Origin of the sequence: Anaerostipes sp., from assembly GCF_018381315.1 — a bacterium.
Lineage (GTDB): Bacteria > Bacillota > Clostridia > Lachnospirales > Lachnospiraceae > Anaerostipes.
The window spans coordinates 1-25,536 of record NZ_JAGZSD010000008.1; the positions used below are offsets into that span (position 1 = coordinate 1).

Consider the following 25,536-nt stretch of genomic DNA (forward strand, 5'->3'; position numbering starts at 1 on the left):
GATTACCTTTTTGATTACCTTTAGAAAAAGTAGCGTGCAAAGCTCCTTTCTATGCGGTTTTTTCCATGCGAACTAGGGTTCGAGTCCCATTGCCGGCATATTTATATTAAAGGGAATGCTTTAACAGCAAAAACAGCTCTCCATTTTGGAGGGCTGTTTTTGTATTTGTATCCATTCTCAGGTATGTCGCCGCCTTCTCACTCAATCATACCATTCAGCGGACTTCCCGGCGGAACGATGGGCAGAACATTATCCTCCGGTCCGATCATAAACTCAATAACCGTCGGAACTTTTTTTGTTCTCTTAGCCTCTGACAATGCAGCTCTTATGTCTTCACTCTTTTGCACACGGATTCCTTTTGCCCCATAACTTTCTGCCAGCCTCAGGAAATCAGGAATATACTCAGGGCAGTCTGGCCGCGGAGCGCTGCATATGACAGGACAGCTCTGACGATAACGGGTACAGGTTCCAGAATAATGTCTGTCATAAAACATTTCCTGCCATTGGCGTACATTTCCGAGATAACCGTTATTTAAAATGCACACAATCACCGGCAGTTCATAGGCCACTGCCGTAGCCAGTTCCTGTATGTTCATCTGAAACCCTCCGTCTCCGCAGACAGAGACTACATCCTTATCCGGATTTCCCAGCTTCGCTCCGATGGCAGCCGGAAAGCCATAGCCCATCGTACCTAAGCCTCCGGATGTAATCATCTGTTTTTTGTCAGTCAATTCAAGAAACTGTGCCGTCCAAAGCTGATTCTGCCCCACATCTGTCGTAATGACAGCACTTTCAAATAGTTGATTGATTGCTTCTATCACGTCCCGGGCATTCATTTTATCTCTATATTTTGTCTTTAAAACCAGCGGATGCTGTTGTTTCCAGAGTGTGATCTGCCTTCTCCATTCTTCAGTCTCCAGGACCTCCGCTGTTTCAGACAGTGCCGAGATCACTTCCCCGGCATCTGCTGCAATCGCCACATCCGCATGGATATTCCGGGAAATGATCTTTGGCTCTATGTCTGCATGGATCACTGATGCCTGACTGGCAAACTCATCTGTATTTCCGGTGACACGGTCGCTGAACCGGGTGCCGACAGCGAACAAAAGATCACACTGGCTGACTGCCGTGTTTGCCGCAAAACTTCCATGTATCCCTATATTTCCGGCATAGAGAGGATGGCTGGTTGGAAGAGCACCTTTCCCCATAATTGTTGTCACAACCGGAATGCCTGTTTTTTCTGCCAAACGTGTCATCTCCTTTCCGGCATGGGCGATGTTGACACCGCCTCCTGCCAAAAACAGAGGCCTTCTTGACGTTTTTAAAAGTTCCGTCCCGCGTCTGATTTGTTCCAAACATACATCTGCTGCAGGCTGCAGTTTTTCACTGGCAGAATACAGATCAGAACCAAGTTCCTGCTGTATATCCTTCGGCAGGTCAATGACTGCTGCTCCGGGTTTTCCGTTTTTGGCAGCTTCAAATGCCCTCTTTATGGCAGGCCCCAGTTCTTTCCGGTCTCGAACCGTCACTGCGTATTTGCAGACTGTCTTCATAATGGAGACGGTGTCAACCTCCTGGAAGGAGTCCTTTCCTATCAAATTTCTCGGCACCTGCCCTGTAAAACAGACAAGGGGAACACTGTCCATATTGGCCGTGGCGATCCCTGTAACCAGATTCGCAGCGCCGGGACCGCTGGTCACCAGACAGACGCCTGTTTTCCCTGTGGAGCGTGCATATCCGTCTGCGGCATGAACCAGACCCTGTTCATGCCGCGGAGTAATGACCCTTATATTCCTCTCACCATAGAGCGCGTGAAATAAATCTATGGCCTGGCCTCCCGGATAGGCGAATAAGGTATCTGTTTTTTCTTCCTTCAGTGCTTTCACAACCAACTCCGCACCTGATATCTGCATCTTATCTCCTCCATTCTGCATGCTTCGTATGCAAGTAATTGCTTGCATACGAAGGAATATGATGCGGTACTGCCGCCAGGACAATACCGCTCTATTTGTTGTTTTGAATCCCCCGCAAAAACACAGTGACTGTTTGTTTGATAAATCTCTCTCTGCCGATCCCCATAAGTTCCCGGTCAAACGAAGCATTCAGGAATGTAAAGCCAAAGGTACTGGAGAAAAACGCCAGGGCCAGGGCCTCAAAATCCAGTTTGGGTATCTTCCCTTTTTGCTCCATCTGTTCAAAATACTCTGTGAGCGATGACAGAAAGGCCTGGGGAATCTTCATAATAAAAGGGGCCGTGTCCTCATAAATCTGAGGAGCCCTGAGTCCGACGGACAGCTTGACAAAGTCCGGAGTTATCCTTTTCATATATTCTCTCATAAACATCTCCAGATCCTGTTGTAAATCCCACCGAATATCACAAAAAACCTCCGGTGTCAGATTGCCTCTCCATTTTTCCTGATCTATACCGCTCATGACGATACATTTCTTATTCTGAAATTTCCGGAACAGAGTACACTCGTTGACCCCTGCCTTCTTTGCGATGTCTTTTGTGGTGGTTGCCGTGTAGCCTTTATCCCTTACCAGGGACATGGCAGCATCTATGATTTTCTGACTGGTCTCATCCATAAATTTTTGTTTCCCTCCCTGATGCAAGTGCTTACTTTCATTGTATCTTTTCTCCCGGAAGGTGTCAAGAAAAAGCCGGGTGAATCTGACTTCTCAGTCAAACACCCGGCTTTTTACATTCGGTCTTATTTTGATTTTAACTCTGTAAGTAATTCTTCAATATCGTCAAGACATGCCCCGCAGATGCTGCCTGCACCTGTGGCATCTTTGACTGCATCTACTGTAGTTGCGCCGTCTTCATAGGCATCTATTACTTCTCCCACGGTCACATCGACGCATGGACAGATGATATCATCTCGTTCCATTCCTTCCACCTCCATTATTTTATGGAGTTATTATGAACCTAAAATTCGCAGAATATACTTATTTCTTCTCAACTTTCTCCAAAAGACCTTTTTTCTTCAGTCTCTCATTGGCCGCATCTCTCAGCAGTGCATAAATGACAGAGCAGGCCGGAATGCTGACAAACATGCCCGGAACTCCGGCCAGATTGCCGCCCACCGTCACTGCCACCAGAACCCAGATTGCCGGAAGGCCTACAGAATTCCCTACGACATGAGGATAAATCAGATTCCCCTCTATCTGCTGTACTACAACAAACATGATAACAAAGATAATCATTTTAAACGGGCTTACCATAAAAATCAAAACTGCCCCCAAGGTACTGCCGATGAACCCGCCCAAGATCGGTATCAGGGAAGTGACTCCGATAAACATTGCGATCAGCATAGCATAAGGCAGACCTATAATATTCATGCATACAAAAATAATGGTGCCCAAAATCACCGCTTCCGTACACTGGCCGGACAAAAAGCTTGAGAAAGCCTGATTGCACATATTCCCAATATATACGATACGGTCTGCATAAGCTTCTTTCAGATAGGAATACAAAAGCTTCTTGGTCTGTAATATCAGCTTCTCCTTCTTCAGCAGCGCATTTACGGCGAACACTATTCCCAGAAGGAAGGTCACCACAGTCTGAACAGCAGAACTGATCACTGAGACTGTAGATCCGAGCACGCTGCTGGCACTGGATTGAAAGAACATCATCAGCTCACTGCTGATTTTATTCCAGTCCAGATCAATTTTCATCAGGTTCTGTTTTGTAAGCAGCGGATTATTGGAAAGTTTCTGCAAAAAGTCTTTGATCTCCTCAATATATCCGGGAATGCTGGATGCCAGGCTGTAAAGTGTATTGGCAAGCTCCGGCAGGATCAGAAAACTGATCAGCACCAGGACTCCGATAATACAGATAATTGCCAGCATCAGGCTCAGGGCTCTCTTTCCCTTTTTTACTTTGGAAAACAGGCGGTTTTCAAAAAATCTCATTGGCACATTGATGATAAATGCCATACATCCCCCGATTACAAACGGAAAAACTACAGAGATGAGATAGGAGATCCCTTTTAATATGTAGCTTATGTTGCTGACCCCCAGATAGAGAAGGATGCCAAAAGCTACAAGTCCGAAGAATCCCTGGGTATTTTTATTGTAAAATTTCATATCATACAGCTCCTTTTAAAAGATATTAAACAATTATACCGGAAATGAAATCAGATATCCAGAGATATTAAAAAAGATTCGGATTGTTGTTGTATTTCTAAGTTTTTCCATGGTAAGATAGAGTTGTACAAAATGCAAAATGGAGTGATGATACCAATGAACATTTACATATATAACAATAACCGGAGAAACACCGCAGAAAATATAGATATACTGGCCAGTATCGCAGAAAAGTACAAGTACAGCATAAATGTTTATGAATACAGCAACAAGGACGAGTTTGTATTCGATCTTTCCTCTCATCCCGAGAGAGCAGATATCATCTTTCTGCGGATATCCAAATCCAAAGATGAACAGATCACCGGACTTGAGGCTGCAAAGAGTCTGAGGAAACTCTGCTGCCATGCCCTGCTCATTTATGTCTCTGCCAACAAACAGCTGGCTGCGGATACATTTCCGACGTTTCCTTTTTATTATTTTTATACGAAACACCTGACCTTTGAAGAGTTTGAAAATATCTATGTAAAAGCTCTTTCACTTGCCCAGAGAAGACGGAACCGGCTGTTTCAGTGCGGCAGTGATGCAGATGAACACATCATTCCTTTGACTGATATTTACTATTTTGAGATTTTTCAAAGAATTACTACTGTATATCACAATAATACAAGTTTTTCTTTTTATAAATCCATGTCCTGCCTGGAAAAAGAGTTGACTCCAAAAGGATTTTTGCGTATCCACAGGTCCTACCTCATTAACCTGCGCCACATTGACCAGATCACTGACCACTCCGTACGGCTCACTAACGGATTTGTTCTTCCAATTGGAACTACCTATCTGAGCCAGGTCCGAAAAACGCTCACTCAGCTGAAGATCTATTCCATATAAAATAAAGAAGGTGATATTATGTTTTCTATCTGTTTTTGTGATAATTCCTATACCACCATTAAAAAATACACGGAACTTTTTCAGTCGATGGCAGTAAGACATCAGATCCCTGTAAGTATCCGTGCCTTTTCCTCCGGAAAAGACCTTCTCACCTATTTGGAAAATCCAAACCATTTTTTCGATCTTTATTTTATTGATACGGAGCTGAAAGGAATCAGCGGAATTGATACCGCGCTTCGTCTCAGAGATTTTGATCCAAACGGGCTGGTCATTTTCCTGGGCATCCGCCCGGAATATGCAGGTGATTGTTTTGCCGCTTTACCATTTAACTACATCATCAAATCACGGCTTAACTATACCAGAGGCGAATCTGCTTTTCTCAGTGCTTACTCTATTTTTAAGCAGAGAAAGCAGCCATTCATTGTGTGCAGGAACCGGTCTGCCTATCAGTGCATCAGGCTTTCCGATATTTCACACTTTGAAGCTCTCGGCCGCCTTGCTGTGGTCCACTTTAACAGCCGTACTTTTGAGTTCTATTCTAAGTTGAATATCATAGAGCAGGCCGTAAAAAACAGAGGATTCATCCGTGTTCACCGCTCTTATATTGTGAATCTCTCTTATATTTCAGACGCGGATAAGGAAAATATTTATCTTACAGACAATGAATCTCCGATTCCCATCGGACAGGTTTATCTCAAACAAGTACGCAGAGAGACTTTTCCTTTTTTCTCTCTCAACGCTTCCAGACTGTCCGCAAAATAAAAGAAGGGCTTTTGCACTCTGATTTTGGATTGCAAAAGTCCTTCTTTTCATAGACGTCTTCTTTTAAGATTTGTTCTTTTTATTTCTATATAATAGGGTCACCATTGCTCCGCCTATAGTAAACAGTGCAAAGAGTACAGGTATATCTGCAGTGTCACCGGTTTTTGCCACAGATTCTTCACTTTGGCTGCTTTCCTGGATCTCTTCTCCTTCCCATGAGTAATTCCGTTCTTTCTTTTTCTTTGTTTTGCTTCCGCCTTCGTTCTTATCCTTTGACGGAGTACTCTCATCTTTTTTAGTATCCTTTGTCCAATGCGCTTTTAAGGAGATGTCAGAGTGGACCGGAGTTTCAAAATCCCATTTTTGTTCTTTTCCATTCTCATCTTTATAGTACCAGCCCTTAAATACATAGCCATCCCGTCCCGGCTCTTTTGGTTCCACCGCACACGTTCCTCCGGTTACTGTCTGGGTTTGCGGGGTGTAATCTCCTCCGTTGGGGTTAAAGCTTACCTTGTGCTCTCCTGTCAGAGTGACGGTAACCTTCGCTTCCTTTCCCCCTGCGACAGAAAATGTCAGACGAAATGCTCCTGTCTTTCCTGCCTGCTTTGCAGTATTTAGCTCTTCCATCTCTCCCCTGCTGATGCTGATCTCTGCATTGTTTCTGTTTTCATCTTTTCCCTTGGCTTTGCACAGGCTGATCAGCTCTTCCTCTGTAAAAGCATTTCCCCCTGTCTTATGTACCGCATCACTGGCCGCAACGGAAGGTTCCGGGTTCCCCGGATCTGACCCGGCTCCGTCTGTTCCCTCATCTCTCAGATAAACTGTGACAGTCACCTTTGATCCGTTGGCTGTCTGAATCGTCAGCGAAAAATTCCCGGTTTCTCCGGCCTTCTTTGCCTTGTTAATACAGTCGATCTGATCCGGTTCAGCAAAAATCAGGTCTTTTGTGTCAATCTCATGTCCGTTTTCATCAAAAGCCCTGGCTTTCGTCAGGTCCATCAGCTGGTCTTCTGTAAACTCAGCCCCTCCGGTCCTGCTGATCACATTCATTCCTTTGATGCTCTCTTTCTTATCCGGATCCTCTGTGACCTCATCGTATCCAACCAAAGATACCTTGACTTTTACCTGGTTTCCGTCTCCCGCTGTATAGGTCAGGTCAAACACGCCTGTTTTTCCGGAAGTTTTCGCTTCATTGATCTTTTGAAACTGTTCTGCATCTATCTTAAAATCTTCCAGAGAGATCGTATTTCCTTCTTTGTCTTTTCCTTTGATTTCCCCATATTTTTTCAGCTGTTCTTCTGTGAAGGCATCTCCCCCGGTATCCTGAACAAAATCATTGGCTCCGATCACCGGTGTAGGATTCTCCGGGTCAAACTTGGAGGCATCGGTTCCGCTGTCCCTGAGCGATACGGTCACCGTAACTTTTGTTCCCTCCGGTGTCTGAAACGTCAGCGGATAGTCTCCAACCTTTCCTGACATCTTTGCCTTGTTGACAGCCTCAATCTGGCCAGTATCTGTAAAAGTCAGGTCCCCTGTTGGAAAATTGGTCCCGTTCTCCTGTTTTCCATTGACCTTTGTCAGCTCCTTTAACTGGTCTTTGGTGAATCCATTCCCACCGGTCTTGCTGATCACATGGTTGGCTCCGATCTGCTCTTTCGTATCCTTTGCAATGGTATTTTCGTCCCGGTACGGGCCAAAGTAGATTTTTGTATAGTATTTTTCTACAGAAATAGCCGTATCAGAGTGAAACGGACTTTCATCTGTAAAGTTATAATTGTCTTCGGTTGTTCCGTCCTGGATATAACCCTGATATCCCACATTTGGTGATGCAATCACATTTGTTACAGTTCCCTCCGGATCTCCAATTGGCGGTTTCCCGCATCCAATTCCTGGCATATTGGTATCTTGGTCGCCTACCGCTTTTACTATTGTATCGCCTCCGCTGATAACAATATTTGAGATATCAACTTTTGCTTTTCCGTTATAAAATGCTTCTTCTACGTCACTTCCGCCGGAACCGATTCCCGGAGAATCCATGCCACCTGCTGCATATACGGTTCCTCCGGTAATATAGATACCATCAACTGGTGTCCATGATCCGCTTCCAAGGCCTGCACAATGCTCTCCTCCAATTGCAGTGACAATTCCTCCTGAAATCACAATATTTTTTGTATATCCTTTTTCAACAACATAGCTGTTGCATCCTGCTCCAATAGCACTGTTATGTGCACCCGCCTGCGCTGTAATGATTCCTCCCTTTATTGTTAAATTTGAAAATCCAGTTTCATTTTTCACATTTCTGTTTATAAGCATATTTCCAATAGCAGTAGCGTGGTTTTCCGTTCCTTCTGCATCCAAACTCCCACAAATATCCTCTGAACACTTATGTTCCTGTTCTTTAACGTGCTCACATTGCAAAGTTAATGTAGTATCATCCACACCATCTTTCACTAATGCCCCATAATTTGATTTGCCACAAGACAATTTATTTTTCCCAATCAGCGTTATTATGACATTTGCATGGGATACCGTCACACAGTTTTCACTCCTGCTTTGGTTGGTGATGCTGACATTGTCAAATATCAGCTCCGTCGTTACTCCCGGATCTACCACAATCTTGTTGGCTGTCGTCTTCCCCGTGATCCGGTAGCCTTTGGGATTCAGACTGCTCTCTGCCTGAGGAAGTCCTCCGCCCACTGCTCCTGTTGCTTTGATCTGAATACTTCCTTTGCTCACATCCAGCTGGGTCTGTGTATTCTGCGGCTGGGTTTCTCCATTTTCTTTTTTCCCAGTCTCCTTTGTGTCTGCCCTCTTTATTTTCGCGGCACGCTTTTCTTCTGTACTGAGGACAGACTCCGTTTTTTCCTCTGTCTGCTCGTCTATTATTTCAGTTCCGTTTAGCTCATTTTCTTCTCCTTTCCCCTCTTCTGATTCTGGCTGCTCCTGATCCTGCTGCTCCCGGTTTATCTCTTCTGTATTTTCCTTTGCAGACAAGGCTCCTGATCCCGCTGTCAGAACAACCGACAGCAAAAAAGCCAGAAGAACATACCAAGTTTTTTTCTTCTGCATAATTCCGCTCCCTCCTATTTTTTAGTCAATGACAGGCATTTTCCCAATATCGACATTGATGGTCCGGTGTCAAACAGGATGGTTAGAAATCTTCACAAAAAAATAAGAAACATTTTCTGTTTCTTATTTTAGAACTTTCCGGTACCGGAACAGCCTCTGTTTTCCGTCTGTTCCGACCAGATGCAGTATAAAAGCATTTTTCTGGGGAGGAAAATATAATATCTTTTTTTCTGAATCATAGCCTGCCGCCGAAACTCGTTTTCCGTTTTCCCCCTGCAGATAGGTGTTGTGGTAGTCAATGTCACCGCCTGCACGGATCACAATGCGTCCGGATACCCTGTCTTCTCCCACATGTTTCAGCGATACCGACGGCCCTGTACTTTTCTGCACCGGTTTCGGTTCGGGCTTTGGAATACGGATTCCTTTTAAATCGCTTGTCTCAAACATAATATTTGGCGTCTGAACAGATTGAAAACTGTGGGACGGCAGCGTTTCTCTGTTCAGCAGCAGGAATCCTGCGGCTCCTGCTCCGCAGGCTGTCAATACTCCGGCCATGACCTTCTTTGCAAGAAGTATATTTTTTCGTGATCCTGCTTTCCCCATTTCTGCCATAGAACTGCGGAGCACCGGATATAAAGAAAAAAATCCAAAACTTCGGAGCCCTAAAGCCTCTCTGTCTTCTTTTGGCAGTGCTTCGATCTGCTTCTTTAAATTTTTCTTTCCATGATACAAAAGATTTTTCACTGCATTGACATTGCAGTCAAGAATCTCGGCAGCCTCTCTCATCTTAAGCTGCTGAATAACATTTAAAATCATTGCAGCCCGCTGCTTTTCCGGTAGCTTACGGATACATTCATTTAAGATCCGTGCCTTTTCATTCTGCAGAACAACATCCTGAGGCTGCACACTGTCTTCCATCAAACTTTTAACAAACTCGATCTTTTCATCTCCGATGATGTCCGGCTTCTGTTTTCTGACAGATTTAAGACAACAGTGATAGGTGATCCGCCTCTGCCATGCGAAAAAAGCCATGCTATTTTTCAAAATCGGCAGAGAATGATAAACCTCCAGGTAAACTTCCTGCAGGATATCCTCTACATCATTTTGATCCTTGCAGAAATTTGAGACAAAGTTCCTGGTAGACTCATATGTACTGTGATAAAGATACTCGAAAGCCTGTTTGTCTCCGTTTTTTGCCCTCTCCACATAAGGGCACATTTTCTCATAAGTGTTTTCTCTCTCCATTTTCCACTCCTATCTGCTTTATTGTTTACTATAAAATAATTAATTTGGAAACGCAAGTGCAAAAAAATGGAATGAATTTGGAAAATATACAAGCGGAGCGTTTTTTTATTTCATGGGACGCACTTTTCTATGAAAGAAACAAAAAAGAATCCTGCTTGCGGGATTCTCCGCCTGCGGCGGGTCGCTTTGGCGACATGATTCCTTATCGCCGCAGTGCGATCCTCGCGGAGCGTTTTTTATTTCATGGGACGCTCTTTCCCATGAAATAAAAAAGACTGCCGGTTCAATACCGACAGTCTCTAAATATTATCTTTTGATATGCCCAAGATGCCGTTCCCCGCAATTTTGACTCCTAGCCACAGCTAGGTGGGTTTCCTCATCCTGCCTTCTACCTTCCACCGTATTGTGGCTTGGTATCCAGCCGGATATTCGGAATCCCGTTCAAATAGTTGTAGGTTCAAAATAGCAGGCGTTATCGTACACCCCAGGCTGTTAGTTCCGTTTCTTTACAGTTATTATACCTTAAGTATTCCTGAGTTTCAAGAAATATATGCAAGTCAATTTTTCCAGCGTTCAGCCTATCACTGCGGGCCCGGTTTTTTCAAAAGGAGAAATTTTATCATATCCGCTGATATCTTCCTTCAGATCCCTTTTCAGATATCGGAAAGTTTCCTTTTCGCCTTTTTTTGCATACATTGTTAAAAGCATCATCAGATAGTCCTTGGATGCTTCGTGCATAATGGATGCCCCGATCCCATTGTTAAAATACTCCAGAGGACTTTCTGCGGTAAAGTCATTCTTTTTATAAATCTTCCCTGCGCTGATCCGGTCAACCAGCATCTCTGCCATATATCTTTTGGGGATCTTCATTCCCACCAGGCACTTTGCGTCCGGATTCAGGCTGTAATCAATCCAATACTCAAAATGATGCCTGTTCCTTCCCTTATGATGCAGCCATGCCCTGGATACCCCGTATTTTCTTCGTTCTATATTATTTGGGCTTTGATTCCCCTGATAGTACCTTGCTCCGGGAATAAATTCCGTCGGAGAATACTTTGACATATCGTGCATAAGCCCCTGCCAGTAAAGACCGATTTTAAAACAGCCCTTTGCCACCAGGATTTTGTGCTTTGTAATTGTTCTGAAGTGTCCTAAAATATGCATACTCAAACTCCCAGCACGGCAATTCCAATACAGCCCGACAATATAATCAGGAAAATCGGATGTATGGATGTCCCCCGTTTTTCTGCTAACTTATTTACCATATATAATATAACAAAAAGAATCACAGATTTAAAGTCAATGGAAGAAAGTATTTTATGAATATTCAGTTCCCCGCTTTTTAAGAATGCTACTTTAAAGACAGATAATGTAGCAGCACAGATCAGTCCTGCCACTACCGGACGGATACCGTAAAATCCTGCTTCCACATGACGGTTGTTCTTAAAGCTTTCCAGCACTCTTGCCACCAGGATAATGATGATCACCGACGGAAGCACAAGGCCGAAGGTTGCGGTCAGGCTTCCTGGAATGCCTGCGATATGATATCCGGAGTAGGTTGACATATTGACCCCGATGGCTCCCGGCGTGGACTCTGAAATCGCCAGCATGTTGACAATATCACCGTGGGTAAACCAGTGAAATCTGTCTGCCATGCTGTAGAGAAAGGGCAGTGTTGCAAGACCTCCTCCCAGGGCAAACATCCCGGTCTTAAAAAATTCCACAAACAGCTGAAGAAGGATCATTGTTTTTCTCCCCCTTTTCTCACTTTCCTGCAGAGCAGAAGGCCTAAAGCAGCCCCTATGATCACATAGACCACCGGATTATTCATGACAAATACCATACCGAAAAACGTTGCGGCAAAAATAATCCCGGTCAGCCAGTCTACCACACCGCCTTTTACCATCTTTTTTATACTGTTGATCATCAAAACGCAGACACAGACCCGGATGCCCCAGAATGCACTCTGCACTGCCCTTAATTCACTGAAGTTGGTCATAAAAGCCGCAATCACCATGATAATGACCAAAGACGGCGCTGTAAATCCCAGTGTAGCCGTGATGCCTCCCCGGATCCCTTTTAATTTATATCCGATAAACGTAGAGGTGTTGACGGCAATCACTCCCGGCGTGCACTGCCCTACCGCAAAATAGTCCATAACCTCTTCACTTGTAGCCCATCCTTTGTTCTGTACAACTTCCCGCTCAATCATCGGGAGCATGGCATAACCTCCGCCGAATGTAAATGCACCCATCTTAAAAAAGGTCAAAAACAACTCTTTATATTCCTTCAATACACTGACCCGCCCTTCCTAATATTTTTCTTTCTTATTATACGGAAAAAAAGTAAAAAAAACCAGAGACAAAACCAAACTGGTTTTGTCTCCGGCACTGCTTTTCTCCTGAATCATTTGTGAAATACTTATAGATTGGTGTAGCCCATCATCTCAAGGTCCACTTCTCTTGCCGCTTCTCTTCCTTCACGGATCGCCCACACAACCAAAGACTGGCCGCGGTGCATATCTCCTGCGGTAAAAACATTCTTCACATTAGTGCGGAATGAGTCAGCCTGTGTGGCTACGTTTGTGCGCTCATTAACCTTTACTCCAAACGCATCCGTCACATAGGATTCACTTCCAAGGAATCCGGCGGCGATCAGCACAAGATCCACGGGTATTTCTTTCTCCGTCCCGGCAACCTCGGCCATCATCATCCGTCCGCTCTTTTCATCCTTTTTGCTCTCAAGCTTTACAATGACAGCTTTTGAAACCTCGCCCTTTTTATTCTTTTTGAATTCTTTTACCGTAGTCTGATAGGTTCTCGGGTCATGCCCGAATACAGCAATAGCTTCTTCCTGACCATAGTCTGTTTTGCAGACTTTCGGCCATTCGGGCCATGGATTGTCTTCGGAGCGCTCATCCGGGAGCTTCGGCATCATTTCCAGCTGTATAACACTCTTTGCCCCATGGCGTATGGAAGTTCCCACACAGTCATTTCCGGTATCGCCGCCTCCGATGACCATAACATTCTTCCCTTTTGCACTGATATAGGTATTATCTTTCATGCCGTTGTCCAGCAGTGCTTTTGTCGTTGACTTGAGAAAGTCTACTGCAAAATAAATTCCTTTCGCATCTCTTCCGGGAACCTCAATGTCTCTCGGATTTGAGGAGCCGCAGGCCAAAATAATACTGTCGTATTCCTTTTTCAGCTGATCTGCCTTGAGATCCTTTCCTACATCGGTGTTGGTCTCAAAACGAATTCCTTCTTCCTCCATAATCCGGATCTTTCTCTCCACGATCTGCTTTTCCAGCTTCATGTTGGGGATTCCGTACATCATCAGACCTCCCACCCGGTCAGAGCGTTCATAGACTGTGACCTGATGGCCCCTCTTGTTCAGCGAATTCGCTGCTGAAAGGCCGGCTGGCCCTGAACCGATGACTGCAACCTTTTTTCCCGTCCTGCTCTTGGGAGGTTTCGCCTCCGCAAGTCCGTTGGCATATCCGTATTCAATGATGCTTAACTCATTTTGTTTGGAGCAGACCGGCTCTCCGTTGAGTCCGCAGGTACAGGCCGCCTCGCAGAGAGCCGGGCAGACCCGGCCGGTAAATTCCGGAAAAGGATTAGTCTTTTTAAGTCTCTTGAATGCCTGTTCCCAGTTGCCTGTATAAATCAAATCATTCCATTCCGGAACCAGATTGTTTAACGGACACCCGGATGCCATACCGTTTAACATCAGGCCGGCCTGGCAGAACGGTACCCCGCAGTCCATGCAGCGGGCTCCCTGTCTCTGCTGTTCCTCCGTCAGAAGAGGAATATGGAATTCATTATAATGCTTGATTCTTTCTTTAGGATCTTCAGCTCTTGCATCTTTTCTCTGGTAATCTATAAATCCGGTTGGTTTTCCCATTCGTCTGTCCTCCTACTTTGCGTTCTCGTAAAATGCTTCAATCTGTGCCTGCTCACTGCTCAGTCCGCGTTCTTCCATCTGCACGATCAGGTTGAGCATCCGTTTATAATCCACCGGCATAATCTTTTTAAACTTCGGCAGATACTCCTCGAAATTCTTAAGGATTTTCTTTCCTTTTTCAGAGTTTGTGTAGGCCACATGCTCTTTCAGCATTTCCTTGACTTCCAGCACATCGTATTTGGAAGTGATGTTCTCAATGGTCACCATTTCCTTGTTGACATTCATGTAAAGACTGCTGTCCTCATCTAAAACGTAAGCAATACCGCCGCTCATACCTGCGGCAAAGTTCTTTCCTGTCTCACCGAGGACTAAGACACGCCCTCCGGTCATATATTCACATCCGTGATCCCCTACGCCTTCTACCACGGCTGTTGCTCCGGAATTCCGGACACAGAACCGTTCTCCTGCAACTCCGTTGATAAATGCCTTTCCGCTGGTTGCTCCGTAAAGCGCCACGTTTCCTACGATAATATTTTCTTCCGGCTTAAACTTAACTCCGGTCGGCGGATAAACCACAAGCTTTCCTCCTGAAAGACCTTTTCCAAAGTAGTCATTGCTGTCTCCCACAAGTTCCAGCGTCAGTCCTTTCGGTATAAATGCTCCAAAACTCTGTCCGCCGGCACCGGTGCATTTTACTGTATACATATCATCAGGAAGTGTATTTTCTCCCCACCGCTTGGTGATTTCTGAACCGAAAATAGTTCCAAACGTACGGTCAATATTGGTCACATCAAGTTCAATGCTCTTTCTCTGCTTATTTTCCAGAGCAGATTTTAACTGTTTCAGAAGGACTGTCTCATCTGCCACTTTATCTAATTTAAAATCATACACTTTTTTGCGGTTGTAATCGATCTTCTCTGCCTTTACATAGGAGGTATCCAATATTCTTGACAAATCAATATGCTTTTCTTTTGTCTCCTTGGTCGGCTTTAAAAGATCTGTACGCCCTACCAGTTCATCAATCGTTGCCACACCAAGCTTTGCCATATACTCTCTCAGTTCCTGGGCAATGAATCTCATAAAGTTCACTACATACTCAGGCTTTCCGGCAAACCGCTTTCTAAGCTCCGGATTCTGGGTAGCAACACCCACCGGGCAGGTATCCAGATTGCAGACACGCATCATAACACATCCCAAAGTGACAAGCGGCGCTGTGGCAAATCCAAATTCCTCTGCCCCGAGCATAGCTGCAATCGCTACATCCCGTCCGCTCATGAGCTTGCCGTCTGTCTCCAGAACTACTTTGTTTCTCAGATCGTTCATAATCAGATTCTGGTGTGCCTCCGCAAGTCCCAGCTCCCATGGAAGCCCTGCGTTATAGATTGAATTTCTTGGTGCAGCTCCGGTTCCTCCGTCATACCCGGAAATCAGAATCACCTGTGCTCCGGCTTTCGCAACACCGGATGCTACCGTTCCCACTCCTGCCTCTGAAACAAGCTTTACAGAAATCCTTGCATCCCTGTTTGCATTTTTACAGTCATAGATCAGCTGTGCCAAATCCTCAATAGAGTAAATATCGTGGTGCGGCGGAGGTGAGATCAGTCCCACGCCTGCCGTTGAATGACGGGTCTTTGCAATCCATGGATAAACCTTTTTCCCCGGAAGGTGCCCGCCTTCTCCGGGTTTCGCCCCCTGGGCCATCTTGATCTGGATTTCTTTTGCACTGACCAGATACTCGCTTGTGACCCCGAATCTTCCGGACGCCACCTGTTTAATGGCAGAACAGCGGTTCTTTCCGTCTCTTCCCACGGACAGACGTTCCGGACGCTCTCCGCCCTCTCCGCTGTTGGACTTTCCTCCCAGCATATTCATGGCAATGGCCAATGTTTCATGAGCCTCGCCTGAGATAGAACCATAGGACATGGCGCCTGTCTTGAACCTTTTTACAATAGATTCTACACTCTCAACCTTCTCCAGAGGAATTCCTTTAGACGGATAATTGAACTCCATCAGTCCTCTTAAATTTCCCGGCTCCAGTTCTTCGTCTACCATATGTGTATACTGCTTAAATGTGTCGTAATTTCCGGTCCTTGCGGCCATCTGCAGTGTATGGATAGTCTGAGGATTATACAGATGCTGTTCCTTGCCGCTTCTGAACTTATGGCTTCCTGTACTCTCAAGCATCAAGTCATTTTCCAGGCCCAGCGGATCAAAAGCGGAAGAATGTCTGATATCCACATCCTCTTCAATATCCTTCAGAGTGATCCCTTCTACACGGCTCACTGTATTTGTAAAGTATTTGTCAATGACCTTGGAATCGATTCCGATTGCCTCAAAGATCTGGGATCCCTGGTAAGACTGGATCGTGGAAATTCCCATCTTGGATGCAATTTTAACAATTCCGTGGAGCACTGCATTTGTGTAATCCTCCACTGCGGCGTAATAATCCTTGTGCAGCAGGTCATCATCAATCAGCTTTTGGACTGCCTGCAGTGCCAGATATGGGTTCACCGCGCAGGCTCCGTATCCGAGCAGAGTTGCGAAGTGATGTACCTCTCTTGGCTCCCCACTCTCCAGTATCAGAGCTACTGAAGTCCTTTTTTTCGTCTTGATCAAGTGCTGGTGCATTGCGGATACCGCCAGCAGAGACGGGATGGCTACATGGTTCTCATCCACCCCTCTGTCAGACAAAATAATGATATTGGCTCCATCCCTGTATGCACGGTCTGCTTCTACAAACAGACGGTCCAGTGCCTTTTCCAGGGATGTGTTTTTATAATAAACGATCGGAAGTTCCGCCACCTGGAAGCCTTCCTTTTTCATATTTTTAATCTTCAGCAGATCTGTGTCCGTGAGGATCGGATTGTGGACCTTTAAAACCTGGCAGTTATCCGGCTTCTCTTCCAGGATATTTCCGTCTTTCCCGACATAGATGGTAGTGGATGTCACAAGTTCCTCTCTGATCGCATCAATCGGCGGATTGGTAACCTGTGCAAACAGCTGTTTAAAATAGTTAAACAGCGGCTGGTGCTTCTTTGACAGTACCGCCAAAGGAGAATCTGTTCCCATAGCCGCAATAGCCTCTGAGCCGTTCAGGGCCATAGGCTGAATGGCAGTTTTTACTTCCTCATAAGAGTATCCGAAAGCTTTCAGAAGCTTCTCTCTCTGTTCAGTCTCATAAGAAGGAACCGGAATATTCGGAATCTTTAAATCCTTAAGCTCCATAAGATTGCTGTCCAGCCATTCACCATAAGGTTCTTTTCCGGCATAAGACTCCTTGACAACGTCATCGTCAATGACTTCGCCTTTGACAGTATCCACCAAGAGCATCTTTCCGGGACGCAGGCGTTCTTTCACAAGAATCTTGGTAGGATCGATATCCAGAACTCCGATCTCAGAAGACAGGATCAGCTGGTCATCATCTGTAATGTAATATCTGGAAGGACGCAGTCCGTTCCGGTCAAGCACGGCTCCCACCTGGTCTCCGTCAGTAAACAGGATAGAGGCCGGTCCGTCCCACGGCTCCATCATCGTAGCATAATATTGATAAAAATCCCGCTTCTTCTGGCTGATCACTTTATTGTTTTCCCATGGCTCCGGTATCGTGATCATGATGGCATGAGGCAGAGCCATGCCGCTCATTACAAGGAATTCCAGTGTGTTGTCAAGCCTTGCGGAGTCAGACCCGTTGGGGTTGACCACTGGTATTACCTTATGCATCTGGCCCTTCAGATACTTGGACTCCATATTTTCTTCCCTGGCAAGCATCTTATCTGCGTTGCCGCGGATCGTATTGATCTCACCGTTATGTACGATAAAACGGTACGGATGAGCTTTCTCCCAGCTCGGAGTCGTATTCGTACTGAAACGGGAGTGTACAAGTGCAATGGCTGATTCATAGTCCTTATCCTGGAGATCCTTAAAAAAGGTCCTGAGCTGGTCTACCAGAAACATTCCTTTATATACAATCGTCCTGCTGGACAGCGAAATCACATAGGTCTCCTCGTTGCTCTGCTCAAATACTTTTCGGATAATATAAAGCCTGCGGTCAAACTCCAGGCCCTTTTCCACATCTTCCGGCTTTTCAATAAATGCCTGAAGAATCTTGGGCATACATTCAATCGCTTTCTTTCCTAAAACCTTACTGTCTGTGGGCACTTCCCTCCAGCCCAGAAAATTCATCCCTTCTTTTTCTGCAATGATCTCAAACATCTTTTTAGCCTGCTGGACTTTCAGCTCGTCATTTGGAAAGAAAAACATTCCGACGCCGTATTCTCTCTCTCCCCCGATGCCGATGCCTGCCTCCCTGCAGGCTTTCTCAAAAAACTTATGGGAGATCTGAAGCATAATTCCGACACCGTCTCCGGTCTCTCCTGCCGCATCTTTACCGGCTCTGTGCTCCAAAGTCTCAACGATCTTTAAAGCATTGTCCACGGTCTTGTGGCTTTTGATTCCTTTAATATTAACACAGGCTCCAATCCCGCAGTTGTCATGCTCAAAACTGGAATCGTATAACCCTGGGGTGTTGTCTCTCTTGTTCGTCATAAATCTCTTCCTTTCTTCCTGCTGCTTGGAAATGTTATTTTTTGTAGAATTCCTACGTTGGAATCTATCATACAAAAATATGGCCGGCTTGTAAAGCATTTTTTTCTTAAGTTATCTGATTATTTGATTATTTATATTTTCATCAAAAATAATCTGACAATATATCAGGCATACCGATTCATTTACAAGGTATTTATACAAGAAAAAAAGACCGGGACAACTGATGTCCCGGCCTTTCAGCGATAAGTTTTTAGAATGTTACGTCTTTTCCGTAGTAGATGCACTCTAAAACTTTTTCCATGTCATCTACAGAGGTCTCTCTAGGATTGGATCCGGTACATGCATCTGCCACAGCACGCTCTGCGATCATCCTCTTTTTCTGGTTAAACTCTTCTTCATTGATTCCGAATTCTTTCAGGCTGGAAACAATGTTCAGCTTCTTGTTCATTTCCCGGATTGCTTCGATCAGAGAAAGAGTCAGTGCTTTGTCAGAATTTCCAGGAAGGCCAATTCTTCTTGCAATGGCAGCGTAGCGGTCTTCACAAACCTTTGCATTAAACTGGATCACATATGGAAGATAAATAGCGTTTGCACATCCATGTGTGATATGTCCGGTATCAAAAACTGCTCCTGTTTTGTGGGCCAGAGAATGTACAATTCCTAAAAGTGCGTTGGAAAATGCCATTCCTGCAAGACACTGTGCATAATGCATATTCTCACGGGCTGTCATATCTCCCTCGTAAGAAGCCTTTAAGTTGTCAAATACCATTTCAATCGCTTCTACTGCCAGAGGATCTGAAAACGGAGAATGCAGTCCTGCTACATATGCCTCAATCGCATGGGTCAGCGCATCCATTCCTGTATAAGAAGTCAGTTTCGGAGGCATTGTCTCTGCCAGTGCAGGATCTACGACAGCTATATCCGGTGTGATCTCAAAATCTGCCAGCGGATACTTAATTCCTGAACTATAGTCTGTGATAACAGCAAATGCAGTCACCTCAGTTGCTGTACCTGATGTTGATGGTATCGCAAGGAATTTGGCTTTATTTCTCAGCTTCGGAACTGTAAACGGATCCTTTACATCGTCAAATGTAGTTTCCGGATGTTCGTAGAATATCCACATAGCTTTTGCGGCATCAATCGGAGAGCCACCGCCCATTGCCACAATCCAGTCCGGCTCAAACTCTCTCATGACCTCAGCGCCTTTAAATACAGTCTCAACAGAAGGATCCGGCTCTACTCCTTCGATTAATTTTGTCTCAATACCTGCTTCTTTTAAATAGTCAACAACCTGATCTACAAATCCAAATCGTTTCATAGAACCGCCGCCGATGACTAAAACAGCTTTTTTTCCATCCAGTGTCTTCAGTGTCTCAAGTGATCCTTTTCCAAAGTACAAATCTCTAGGTAATGTAAATCTTCCCATACGTTATCTCCTTTGCTGCAGAGGATTGATATGTTGACAACCCTGACCATTGGTTACATTCCTATTGTACTATTTTGTTAATGTTTTATCAATAAAAATCTGAGACAAGATGACACTTAGACATTTTTTCTAATGGCTTTTCTCAGTTTCCACGCTCAAAAAGATAGGCTTCCATCCCTTTTCTTCTCAGCTTACATGCAGGACAATCCCCGCATCCGTCGCCTTTTACACCGTTATAGCAGGTCAAAGTTTCCTGCCTGATAATATCAAATACACCGAGGTCATCAGCCATTTTCCATGTCTCTTTTTTATCAATCCACATGAGCGGCGTAATCACCTCAAACTCATAATCCATAGCTAAAGTAAGCGTCGTCTCCAGGGATGTGATAAATACATGCCTGCAGTCCGGATATCCGCTGAAATCACTCTGTGAAACGCCGGTCACCAGTACATGGATCCCTCTTTGTTTGGCAAATACTGCTGCAAAAGTAAGGAACAGCATATTTCTTCCATCTACAAAGGAATTGGGGGTTCCTGTTTCCGGAGCTTCTTTATCCACTTCAATATCTGCCCTCGTAAGAGAATTAGGGGCAAGCTGATTTAACAGCCCCATATCCAAAATATGATGCTCCACTTTATATTTTTTACAGATCTCTTTGGCACAAATCAATTCATCCGAATGCTTCTGTCCGTAATTAAAAGAAAGTGCAATGACTTCTTCATATTTTTTCATCGCCCAGAACAGACAAGTGGTGCTGTCCTGTCCCCCGCTGAATACTACAACTGCTTTTGTCGGTTTCGCCATAATTTTCTCCTCCTGATCTTCTTATCTGTCCGCCAATATATAAAAACGGTTTTCTGCGGCAGCGTCCTTCTCAAACCGCCCTCTCATCGTGGATGTAATGGTCTTTGCCTGATTCTTCTTAATTCCTCTGGCACTCATACAGCTGTGATTGCCCTCAATCAGCACTGCCACATCCTCTGTCCCGGCCACCTTGGAGATAATCTCTGCAATATCTGATCCGATGCGCTCCTGAAGCTGAAGCCTTTTCCCGACCATATCACAGATTCTGGCTATTTTGCTGAGACCCAGAATCTTTTCTTTTGGCTGGTACGCAACCGTAACCTTCATATTGTACATCAGCGCCAAGTGATGCTCACAGTAGCTGAAAATTTCAATATCCTTCACAATCACCATGTCCTTATGATTCTTTACTGACAGGTCATCTTCAAAGGTCTTGGAAAACATTTCCGCAATCTCACTGTTGCTGTAATTCATCCCTTCAAATACTTCTTCGTACATTCTGGCAACCCGGTCCGGTGTCTCTGTGAGTCCTTCCCTGTCAGGGTCATCCCCCAATGCTTCCAGTATGCCTCTGATATGTTTCTTAATCGCTTCTTTATCAATCGCCATAACTATTTAGACTCCCTTCTGCTCCGGATCCCATACAACTTTATGAATCTGGATCTGAAATCTGACCTTATTCATCCTGTGTTCCTTCATATATTCCACAATCTCTTCCGGAGGTATTGCTCCGAAAACCGGGCTGAAATATACAATGGCTCTTTCGCAGAGAGAAAACCGGTCAATGACCTCTTTTGCCTTTCTCAAATCTTCCTTTGTTCCAATCACAAATTTCACCACATCCCAGGGCTTTAATTCCTCCATATTTTCCAGGCACATGGACTCTTCCATGCCGCTGGACGGCAGTTTATAATCCATAGTCATGGAAAGCCTTGCATCTCTTTCTCTCCACGGCCGGATCGGGATACTGCCGTTGGTTTCAATTTCCAGTTCCGTTTTGGGAAGAGACAATATACATCCGATCAGCTCGCTAATATTTTCATCCAATAACGGCTCTCCTCCGGTTAAGGTCACTAATTCTGTTCCTGACTCCTTCACCATCCGGGCCACTTCCGGAGCTGTCATAATCTCTGCCTCTCCTTTTTTGCTGATGGCCCATTTCGTATCACAGTAAGAACAGCTCAGATTACATCCCCTAAGACGTATGAACATAGAGAGTCTGCCCGCCTTTTTACCTTCACCGTTAATACTCACAAAACTTTCTGCTATTTTAAACTCTTCCATGGCTATTCTCCGTAAATGGCGCAGTTGTTCGGTGTCTCATATACTTCCACATAAGATACATCATAACCGCCATTTTTTATCCTGTCGTAAAAATATTTTGCAAAGTTTTCCGCTGTAGGTCGGAAATCCACTTCAATGATCCGAAAATCTTCCTCCTTCAGCGCTTCCATAGTCCTTGGTTTCAGCGTATTGCTTTCTATAATCAACGCATGGTCAAACTCGTCTGCTATCTTTTTGACCTTGTCTTTTAACTCTCCGAAGTCTACGACCATTCCTCTGGTCTGTCCCTGCTCTTCCACGTTTTCCTTCCGGATCGTCACCGAAAGCTTCCATCTGTGTCCGTGCAGGTTTCTGCACTTACCCTCATAGCCCGCCAGAAAATGTGCGGAATCAAAGGATGCATGTGTATTTAACTGGTACATGTTATTTCCCCTTCTCTTTCATAATCTTTATGCGATTTGCCGCAGGCAAATAGATTCCTTGTGCATTTGTGCGCATCCTGCACGGAGTGCTTTTTATTGCATAAGGGATTGGGATTCCAAAGGAACTTCCTATACAATAAAAAAGACACGCCACCTGCGGTGTCCGTGTCTCTAAGCATTCTTCTAAGATATAAGAACTATGTCAAATACATAGATTCTTATTTTGTCCTAGTTTTGTTTAAAGACAGGATGGTACGAATGAACTGTCTGATATATTCTAAATAACTAATTGAGTATAGCACACTTTTGCTCAATATGAAACAATAAAAATATAATTATTCTGATCCTGCACTTAATCGTCCGGTACAGGATCAGAGTGACTTCATGGACGCTGCAAACAGCCGCACCAAAAACTTCCACGTGTGCGGATATTCCCTCAATATTGTTTTTCTGATCTCATTGCTCACATCCGGGCCTTTTTCTGTAAAAGTAAATGCACCATCAGCTGCTCCGCCAATAGCTATATGTGCACTGGCATATCCGCCAACAGCGATGCGGGCCGCCACAGCACATCCGCCAACGGCATACACTCCCACCGCCAGACCTCCGACTGCAAAAATACCGAAAGCTGCTCCACCCACTGCCATTCCTCCCAGAGCAAGCCCTGCGAAAGCAAAAAGGCCCAAAGAAACCATTCCCAGAGAAAGCAGTCCGGCAGAAAATATTCCCGCAGACAACAAGCCCACAGCAAAATTCCCGGCAGCTATAATCCCTTTTGCCCGATACATTCCCCTTCCAAAATTGATATGCACCAGAGGAATCCCGAACACTGTTGTTTTACTCTTATATTCATAATGTTGATTTACAGTGACATAGACAATTTCCTTCTCTCTTGAAGCAGCTACATTTCCTGTCAGTTCATCCATACTGATTTCAAAAAGGCGGCTCAATTCTATCAGTTTGTTCATCTCAGGGGCCGTTGTCCCCAGTTCCCACTTCGATACGGTCTGCCTGGATACATTCAGCCGGTTTCCCAATTCTTCCTGTGACCATCCTTTTTCTTTTCTTAAACGATTCAAATTTTTATCAAATTCCATAACCAATCTCCTCTGTCAGTTTATATATATCATAAGAATTTCCTGGCTTTTTTTCCACCAAATGCAGTTGGAAATGTGTCAACTAAAGTTAACATCGGCTTTTTATCTGTACTCCAAGTAGTCTAAAAACCGTTTTACCGCAAGAGACATTCCTTTTCTGTCACGGAAAGCCAGTCCTATGCTGCGGTAAGCAGGCTGTTCCAGCTCTTTTGCAGCAATGCGGTAGGGGATACGCTGCAAAATAAGTTTCGGCAGGATACTGATTCCCAGACCGCTTTCCACCATAGACATAATTGCGTAATCATCCCACGTGGTAAATTGAACTTTTGGTGTCAATTGGCACCTTTCAAATATTTCTGAAATCTCAGCTTTTGCTCCTTTTTCCAGCAGCATAAAAGGCTCATCACATAAAGCCTTCATCGGGAAACGGCTGCATCCGGCCAGAGGATGGTGTTCCGGGAGAACTGCCATCAGCTGGTCTTGTTCCAAAAAAATAGTTTCCAGATCCGGAAGTGTGGGAAGCCGCAAAAAGCCGAAGTCCACCCGTCCTTCTGAAATCCAGCTTTCAATTTCTGTGTAATCTCCCAGCAAAAGCTCATAATCGATATTGGGATAATCTTCCCGGAACTTTTTAATGATGTTCGGAAGCCAATGAGTGGCGGCACTCGAGAATGTTCCAATCCTTATCAGTCCCGCTTCCAGACCTTTCAGTTCATCAACCTGTATCTGCAGTTTCTGAAACTCATCACACACATTCTTGGCATACGGAAGTAATTTCAAACCATCCGATGTCAGACGCACCCCCGAACGTCCTCTTTCAAGGAGTGCCATACCCCATTCAGCCTCCAGATCATGGATCATTCGGCTGATGCCGGATTGGGAATAGTTCAGCATCGCTGCTGCTTTTGTAAAACTTTTAAACTCCACTGTCTTAACAAAGGCCATATATTTTTGAATGTTCATATCCATACAATTTACCTTCTTCTATTCATCTGATTTTGTAATGCTATATATGATAAATATTTGTTTTTGTTATTTATTATTTTATGATACATTAGGACCATATAAGATTCAAGAAAATTGAAGGGGTGTTCTGTATTCATATGAAAAAAACATATCTTAAATATTTCTCAGCCTTGCTGCTGTTTGGCTCAAACGGAATCGCTGCAAGTTATATTTTGCTAAACAGCTATGAAATTGTATTTTTAAGGACTCTGACCGGCAGTATATTTCTTTTGGGAATCCTGCTTCTGTCCCGCAGGAAACCCCAGTATTTCCTAAACAAACGTCACGTCTTTTATATAGTGATTTCAGGCATTGCCATGGGAGTCAGCTGGATGTTTCTCTATGAGGCGTATAAAACCGTTGGTGTCAGTATTGCCACACTGGCTTACTACTGCGGTCCGGTCATTGTAATAGCTGTTTCTCCCCTGCTTTTCCACGAGCGGATGACCCTGCGAAAACTCTCAGGATTTACCGCTGTACTGGCCGGCATGTATCTGGTCAACAAAAGCAGCCTGCACGGGGCCTGTATTTCTTCCGGTCTGGTTTTTGGCCTTCTGTCCGCTGTTATGTATGCCTTTATGGTGATATTTAATAAAAAGGCAAAAAGCATCACAGGTTTGGAAAACTCTGCCCTCCAGCTGATTATAAGTTTTTTTACCTCTGCTGTCTTCATGATGACAAGAAAACCTCCTGCCATACCCTCTGTTGTTCCTTTCCTTTTCCCTGTACTATTTTTAGGCATTGTCAATACAGGAATAGGCTGTTACTTTTATTTTTCTTCCATCGACCGGCTGCCCGCAGGCTCTGTCGCCGTCTGCGGTTACATAGAACCCATGTCTGCCCTATTATTCTCCTCATTGTTTCTTAAAGAGCGTTTATCCGCCGTACAGCTTTTGGGAGCTTTCCTGATTTTAGGCGGTGCTATTTTAAGTGAATTCTCAAGAAAGCAAAAAAATCCCTGAGTATATACTCAGAGATTTTTTCATATCGTTTCTA

General features: G+C 44.6%; 22 protein-coding genes and 1 other RNA gene. 4 read left to right on the plus strand and 19 right to left on the minus strand.

All coding sequences use genetic code 11. The features are described 5' to 3' along the window. Positions 1–197: 197 nt before the first annotated feature. From ilvB to KH180_RS08030, 4 genes are all read right to left on the minus strand, one after another. Positions 198–1,913 carry a biosynthetic-type acetolactate synthase large subunit gene (gene ilvB / locus KH180_RS08015; protein ID WP_290758913.1) on the minus strand — a complete coding sequence of 572 codons (1,716 nt, stop codon included), beginning with the start codon at positions 1,911–1,913 and terminating at the stop codon, positions 198–200. Between the two features lie 91 nt (positions 1,914–2,004). Continuing rightward, positions 2,005–2,586 (minus strand): TetR/AcrR family transcriptional regulator, encoded by a 582-nt coding sequence (locus tag KH180_RS08020; RefSeq protein ID WP_290758916.1) that lies wholly within the window; start codon positions 2,584–2,586, stop codon positions 2,005–2,007. Between the two features lie 125 nt (positions 2,587–2,711). Continuing rightward, entirely contained in the window at positions 2,712–2,891 is a 180-nt protein-coding gene (locus KH180_RS08025; RefSeq protein WP_290758919.1) for a (2Fe-2S)-binding protein, read from the minus strand. A 58-nt stretch (positions 2,892–2,949) separates the two neighbouring features. Further along, a complete protein-coding gene (locus tag KH180_RS08030) occupies positions 2,950–4,089 on the minus strand; it encodes an AI-2E family transporter (protein WP_290758921.1) in 1,140 nt (379 codons plus the stop codon). A 156-nt stretch (positions 4,090–4,245) separates the two neighbouring features. On the opposite strand from KH180_RS08030, the gene KH180_RS08035 reads away from it, so the two are divergent. Both KH180_RS08035 and KH180_RS08040 read left to right on the plus strand, forming a co-directional pair. After that, positions 4,246–4,974 carry a LytR/AlgR family response regulator transcription factor gene (locus tag KH180_RS08035; RefSeq protein ID WP_290758924.1) on the plus strand — a complete coding sequence of 243 codons (729 nt, stop codon included), beginning with the start codon at positions 4,246–4,248 and terminating at the stop codon, positions 4,972–4,974. 18 nt (positions 4,975–4,992) lie between these two features. Beyond that, entirely contained in the window at positions 4,993–5,736 is a 744-nt protein-coding gene (locus tag KH180_RS08040) for a LytR/AlgR family response regulator transcription factor (RefSeq protein ID WP_290758926.1), read from the plus strand. Positions 5,737–5,799: 63 nt separating this feature from the next. On the opposite strand, the gene KH180_RS08045 is transcribed toward KH180_RS08040, so the two are convergent. After that, positions 5,800–8,805: an InlB B-repeat-containing protein gene (locus KH180_RS08045; RefSeq protein WP_290758929.1), complete on the minus strand. Its 3,006-nt coding sequence runs from the start codon at positions 8,803–8,805 to the stop codon at positions 5,800–5,802. 123 nt (positions 8,806–8,928) lie between these two features. After that, positions 8,929–10,050: an RNA polymerase sigma factor gene (locus KH180_RS08050; protein WP_290758932.1), complete on the minus strand. Its 1,122-nt coding sequence runs from the start codon at positions 10,048–10,050 to the stop codon at positions 8,929–8,931. A gap of 56 nt (positions 10,051–10,106) precedes the next feature. Between KH180_RS08050 and KH180_RS08055 the strand changes: the two genes are divergently transcribed. After that, complete coding sequence (locus tag KH180_RS08055) at positions 10,107–10,319, plus strand: hypothetical protein (protein ID WP_290758935.1); 213 nt, start codon at positions 10,107–10,109, stop codon at positions 10,317–10,319. 46 nt (positions 10,320–10,365) lie between these two features. Here KH180_RS08055 and ssrS read toward each other — a convergent pair. From ssrS to KH180_RS08120, 13 genes are all read right to left on the minus strand, one after another. Next, positions 10,366–10,544: non-coding RNA, 6S RNA (gene ssrS, locus KH180_RS08060), on the minus strand. Between the two features lie 79 nt (positions 10,545–10,623). Then, positions 10,624–11,214: a DUF5662 family protein gene (locus KH180_RS08065; RefSeq protein ID WP_290758938.1), complete on the minus strand. Its 591-nt coding sequence runs from the start codon at positions 11,212–11,214 to the stop codon at positions 10,624–10,626. 2 nt (positions 11,215–11,216) lie between these two features. Then, the gene (locus KH180_RS08070; protein ID WP_290758941.1) at positions 11,217–11,795 is read right to left on the minus strand and encodes a chromate transporter; all 579 of its coding nucleotides are present in this window, start codon (positions 11,793–11,795) and stop codon (positions 11,217–11,219) included. Then, positions 11,792–12,343, minus strand: coding sequence for a chromate transporter (locus KH180_RS08075; protein ID WP_290758944.1), 552 nt, complete (start codon positions 12,341–12,343; stop codon positions 11,792–11,794). Before KH180_RS08075 ends, KH180_RS08070 begins: the two co-directional genes overlap by 4 nt. A 128-nt stretch (positions 12,344–12,471) precedes the next feature. Next, positions 12,472–13,956 carry a glutamate synthase subunit beta gene (locus tag KH180_RS08080; protein WP_290758946.1) on the minus strand — a complete coding sequence of 495 codons (1,485 nt, stop codon included), beginning with the start codon at positions 13,954–13,956 and terminating at the stop codon, positions 12,472–12,474. Between the two features lie 12 nt (positions 13,957–13,968). Continuing rightward, complete coding sequence (gene gltB / locus KH180_RS08085; RefSeq protein WP_290758947.1) at positions 13,969–18,501, minus strand: glutamate synthase large subunit; 4,533 nt, start codon at positions 18,499–18,501, stop codon at positions 13,969–13,971. Positions 18,502–18,751: 250 nt separating this feature from the next. Continuing rightward, complete coding sequence (locus KH180_RS08090) at positions 18,752–19,927, minus strand: iron-containing alcohol dehydrogenase (RefSeq protein ID WP_290758949.1); 1,176 nt, start codon at positions 19,925–19,927, stop codon at positions 18,752–18,754. Between the two features lie 142 nt (positions 19,928–20,069). Beyond that, on the minus strand, positions 20,070–20,732 hold the full coding sequence (gene queC, locus KH180_RS08095) for a 7-cyano-7-deazaguanine synthase QueC (RefSeq protein WP_290758954.1): 663 nt from the start codon (positions 20,730–20,732) through the stop codon (positions 20,070–20,072). 21 nt (positions 20,733–20,753) lie between these two features. Continuing rightward, a complete protein-coding gene (folE, locus tag KH180_RS08100) occupies positions 20,754–21,341 on the minus strand; it encodes a GTP cyclohydrolase I FolE (RefSeq protein ID WP_290758956.1) in 588 nt (195 codons plus the stop codon). Between the two features lie 6 nt (positions 21,342–21,347). Continuing rightward, positions 21,348–22,016: a putative 7-carboxy-7-deazaguanine synthase QueE gene (gene queE / locus KH180_RS08105; protein WP_290758958.1), complete on the minus strand. Its 669-nt coding sequence runs from the start codon at positions 22,014–22,016 to the stop codon at positions 21,348–21,350. Between the two features lie 2 nt (positions 22,017–22,018). Continuing rightward, positions 22,019–22,438, minus strand: coding sequence for a 6-carboxytetrahydropterin synthase QueD (queD, locus tag KH180_RS08110; protein WP_290758963.1), 420 nt, complete (start codon positions 22,436–22,438; stop codon positions 22,019–22,021). Positions 22,439–22,809: 371 nt separating this feature from the next. After that, positions 22,810–23,535, minus strand: coding sequence for a helix-turn-helix domain-containing protein (locus tag KH180_RS08115; RefSeq protein ID WP_290758965.1), 726 nt, complete (start codon positions 23,533–23,535; stop codon positions 22,810–22,812). Positions 23,536–23,637: 102 nt separating this feature from the next. Continuing rightward, on the minus strand, positions 23,638–24,504 hold the full coding sequence (locus KH180_RS08120; protein WP_290758967.1) for a LysR family transcriptional regulator: 867 nt from the start codon (positions 24,502–24,504) through the stop codon (positions 23,638–23,640). A 134-nt stretch (positions 24,505–24,638) separates the two neighbouring features. On the opposite strand from KH180_RS08120, the gene KH180_RS08125 reads away from it, so the two are divergent. Beyond that, positions 24,639–25,502, plus strand: coding sequence for a DMT family transporter (locus KH180_RS08125; RefSeq protein ID WP_290758968.1), 864 nt, complete (start codon positions 24,639–24,641; stop codon positions 25,500–25,502). Positions 25,503–25,536: the final 34 nt, after the last annotated feature.

What these genes read in the sequence shown, in the direction of transcription:
- ilvB (WP_290758913.1), bottom strand. Translation starts at nt 1,913, where the DNA reads ATGCAGATATCAGGTGCGGAGTTGGTTGTGAAAGCACTGAAGGAAGAA.
- KH180_RS08020 (WP_290758916.1), bottom strand. Translation starts at nt 2,586, where the DNA reads ATGGATGAGACCAGTCAGAAAATCATAGATGCTGCCATGTCCCTGGTA.
- KH180_RS08025 (WP_290758919.1), bottom strand. Translation starts at nt 2,891, where the DNA reads ATGGAACGAGATGATATCATCTGTCCATGCGTCGATGTGACCGTGGGA.
- KH180_RS08030 (WP_290758921.1), bottom strand. Translation starts at nt 4,089, where the DNA reads ATGAAATTTTACAATAAAAATACCCAGGGATTCTTCGGACTTGTAGCT.
- KH180_RS08035 (WP_290758924.1), top strand. Translation starts at nt 4,246, where the DNA reads ATGAACATTTACATATATAACAATAACCGGAGAAACACCGCAGAAAAT.
- KH180_RS08040 (WP_290758926.1), top strand. Translation starts at nt 4,993, where the DNA reads ATGTTTTCTATCTGTTTTTGTGATAATTCCTATACCACCATTAAAAAA.
- KH180_RS08045 (WP_290758929.1), bottom strand. Translation starts at nt 8,805, where the DNA reads ATGCAGAAGAAAAAAACTTGGTATGTTCTTCTGGCTTTTTTGCTGTCG.
- KH180_RS08050 (WP_290758932.1), bottom strand. Translation starts at nt 10,050, where the DNA reads ATGGAGAGAGAAAACACTTATGAGAAAATGTGCCCTTATGTGGAGAGG.
- KH180_RS08065 (WP_290758938.1), bottom strand. Translation starts at nt 11,214, where the DNA reads ATGCATATTTTAGGACACTTCAGAACAATTACAAAGCACAAAATCCTG.
- KH180_RS08070 (WP_290758941.1), bottom strand. Translation starts at nt 11,795, where the DNA reads ATGATCCTTCTTCAGCTGTTTGTGGAATTTTTTAAGACCGGGATGTTT.
- KH180_RS08080 (WP_290758946.1), bottom strand. Translation starts at nt 13,956, where the DNA reads ATGGGAAAACCAACCGGATTTATAGATTACCAGAGAAAAGATGCAAGA.
- gltB (WP_290758947.1), bottom strand. Translation starts at nt 18,501, where the DNA reads ATGACGAACAAGAGAGACAACACCCCAGGGTTATACGATTCCAGTTTT.
- KH180_RS08090 (WP_290758949.1), bottom strand. Translation starts at nt 19,927, where the DNA reads ATGGGAAGATTTACATTACCTAGAGATTTGTACTTTGGAAAAGGATCA.
- queC (WP_290758954.1), bottom strand. Translation starts at nt 20,732, where the DNA reads ATGGCGAAACCGACAAAAGCAGTTGTAGTATTCAGCGGGGGACAGGAC.
- folE (WP_290758956.1), bottom strand. Translation starts at nt 21,341, where the DNA reads ATGGCGATTGATAAAGAAGCGATTAAGAAACATATCAGAGGCATACTG.
- queE (WP_290758958.1), bottom strand. Translation starts at nt 22,016, where the DNA reads ATGGAAGAGTTTAAAATAGCAGAAAGTTTTGTGAGTATTAACGGTGAA.
- queD (WP_290758963.1), bottom strand. Translation starts at nt 22,438, where the DNA reads ATGTACCAGTTAAATACACATGCATCCTTTGATTCCGCACATTTTCTG.
- KH180_RS08115 (WP_290758965.1), bottom strand. Translation starts at nt 23,535, where the DNA reads ATGGAATTTGATAAAAATTTGAATCGTTTAAGAAAAGAAAAAGGATGG.
- KH180_RS08120 (WP_290758967.1), bottom strand. Translation starts at nt 24,504, where the DNA reads ATGGATATGAACATTCAAAAATATATGGCCTTTGTTAAGACAGTGGAG.
- KH180_RS08125 (WP_290758968.1), top strand. Translation starts at nt 24,639, where the DNA reads ATGAAAAAAACATATCTTAAATATTTCTCAGCCTTGCTGCTGTTTGGC.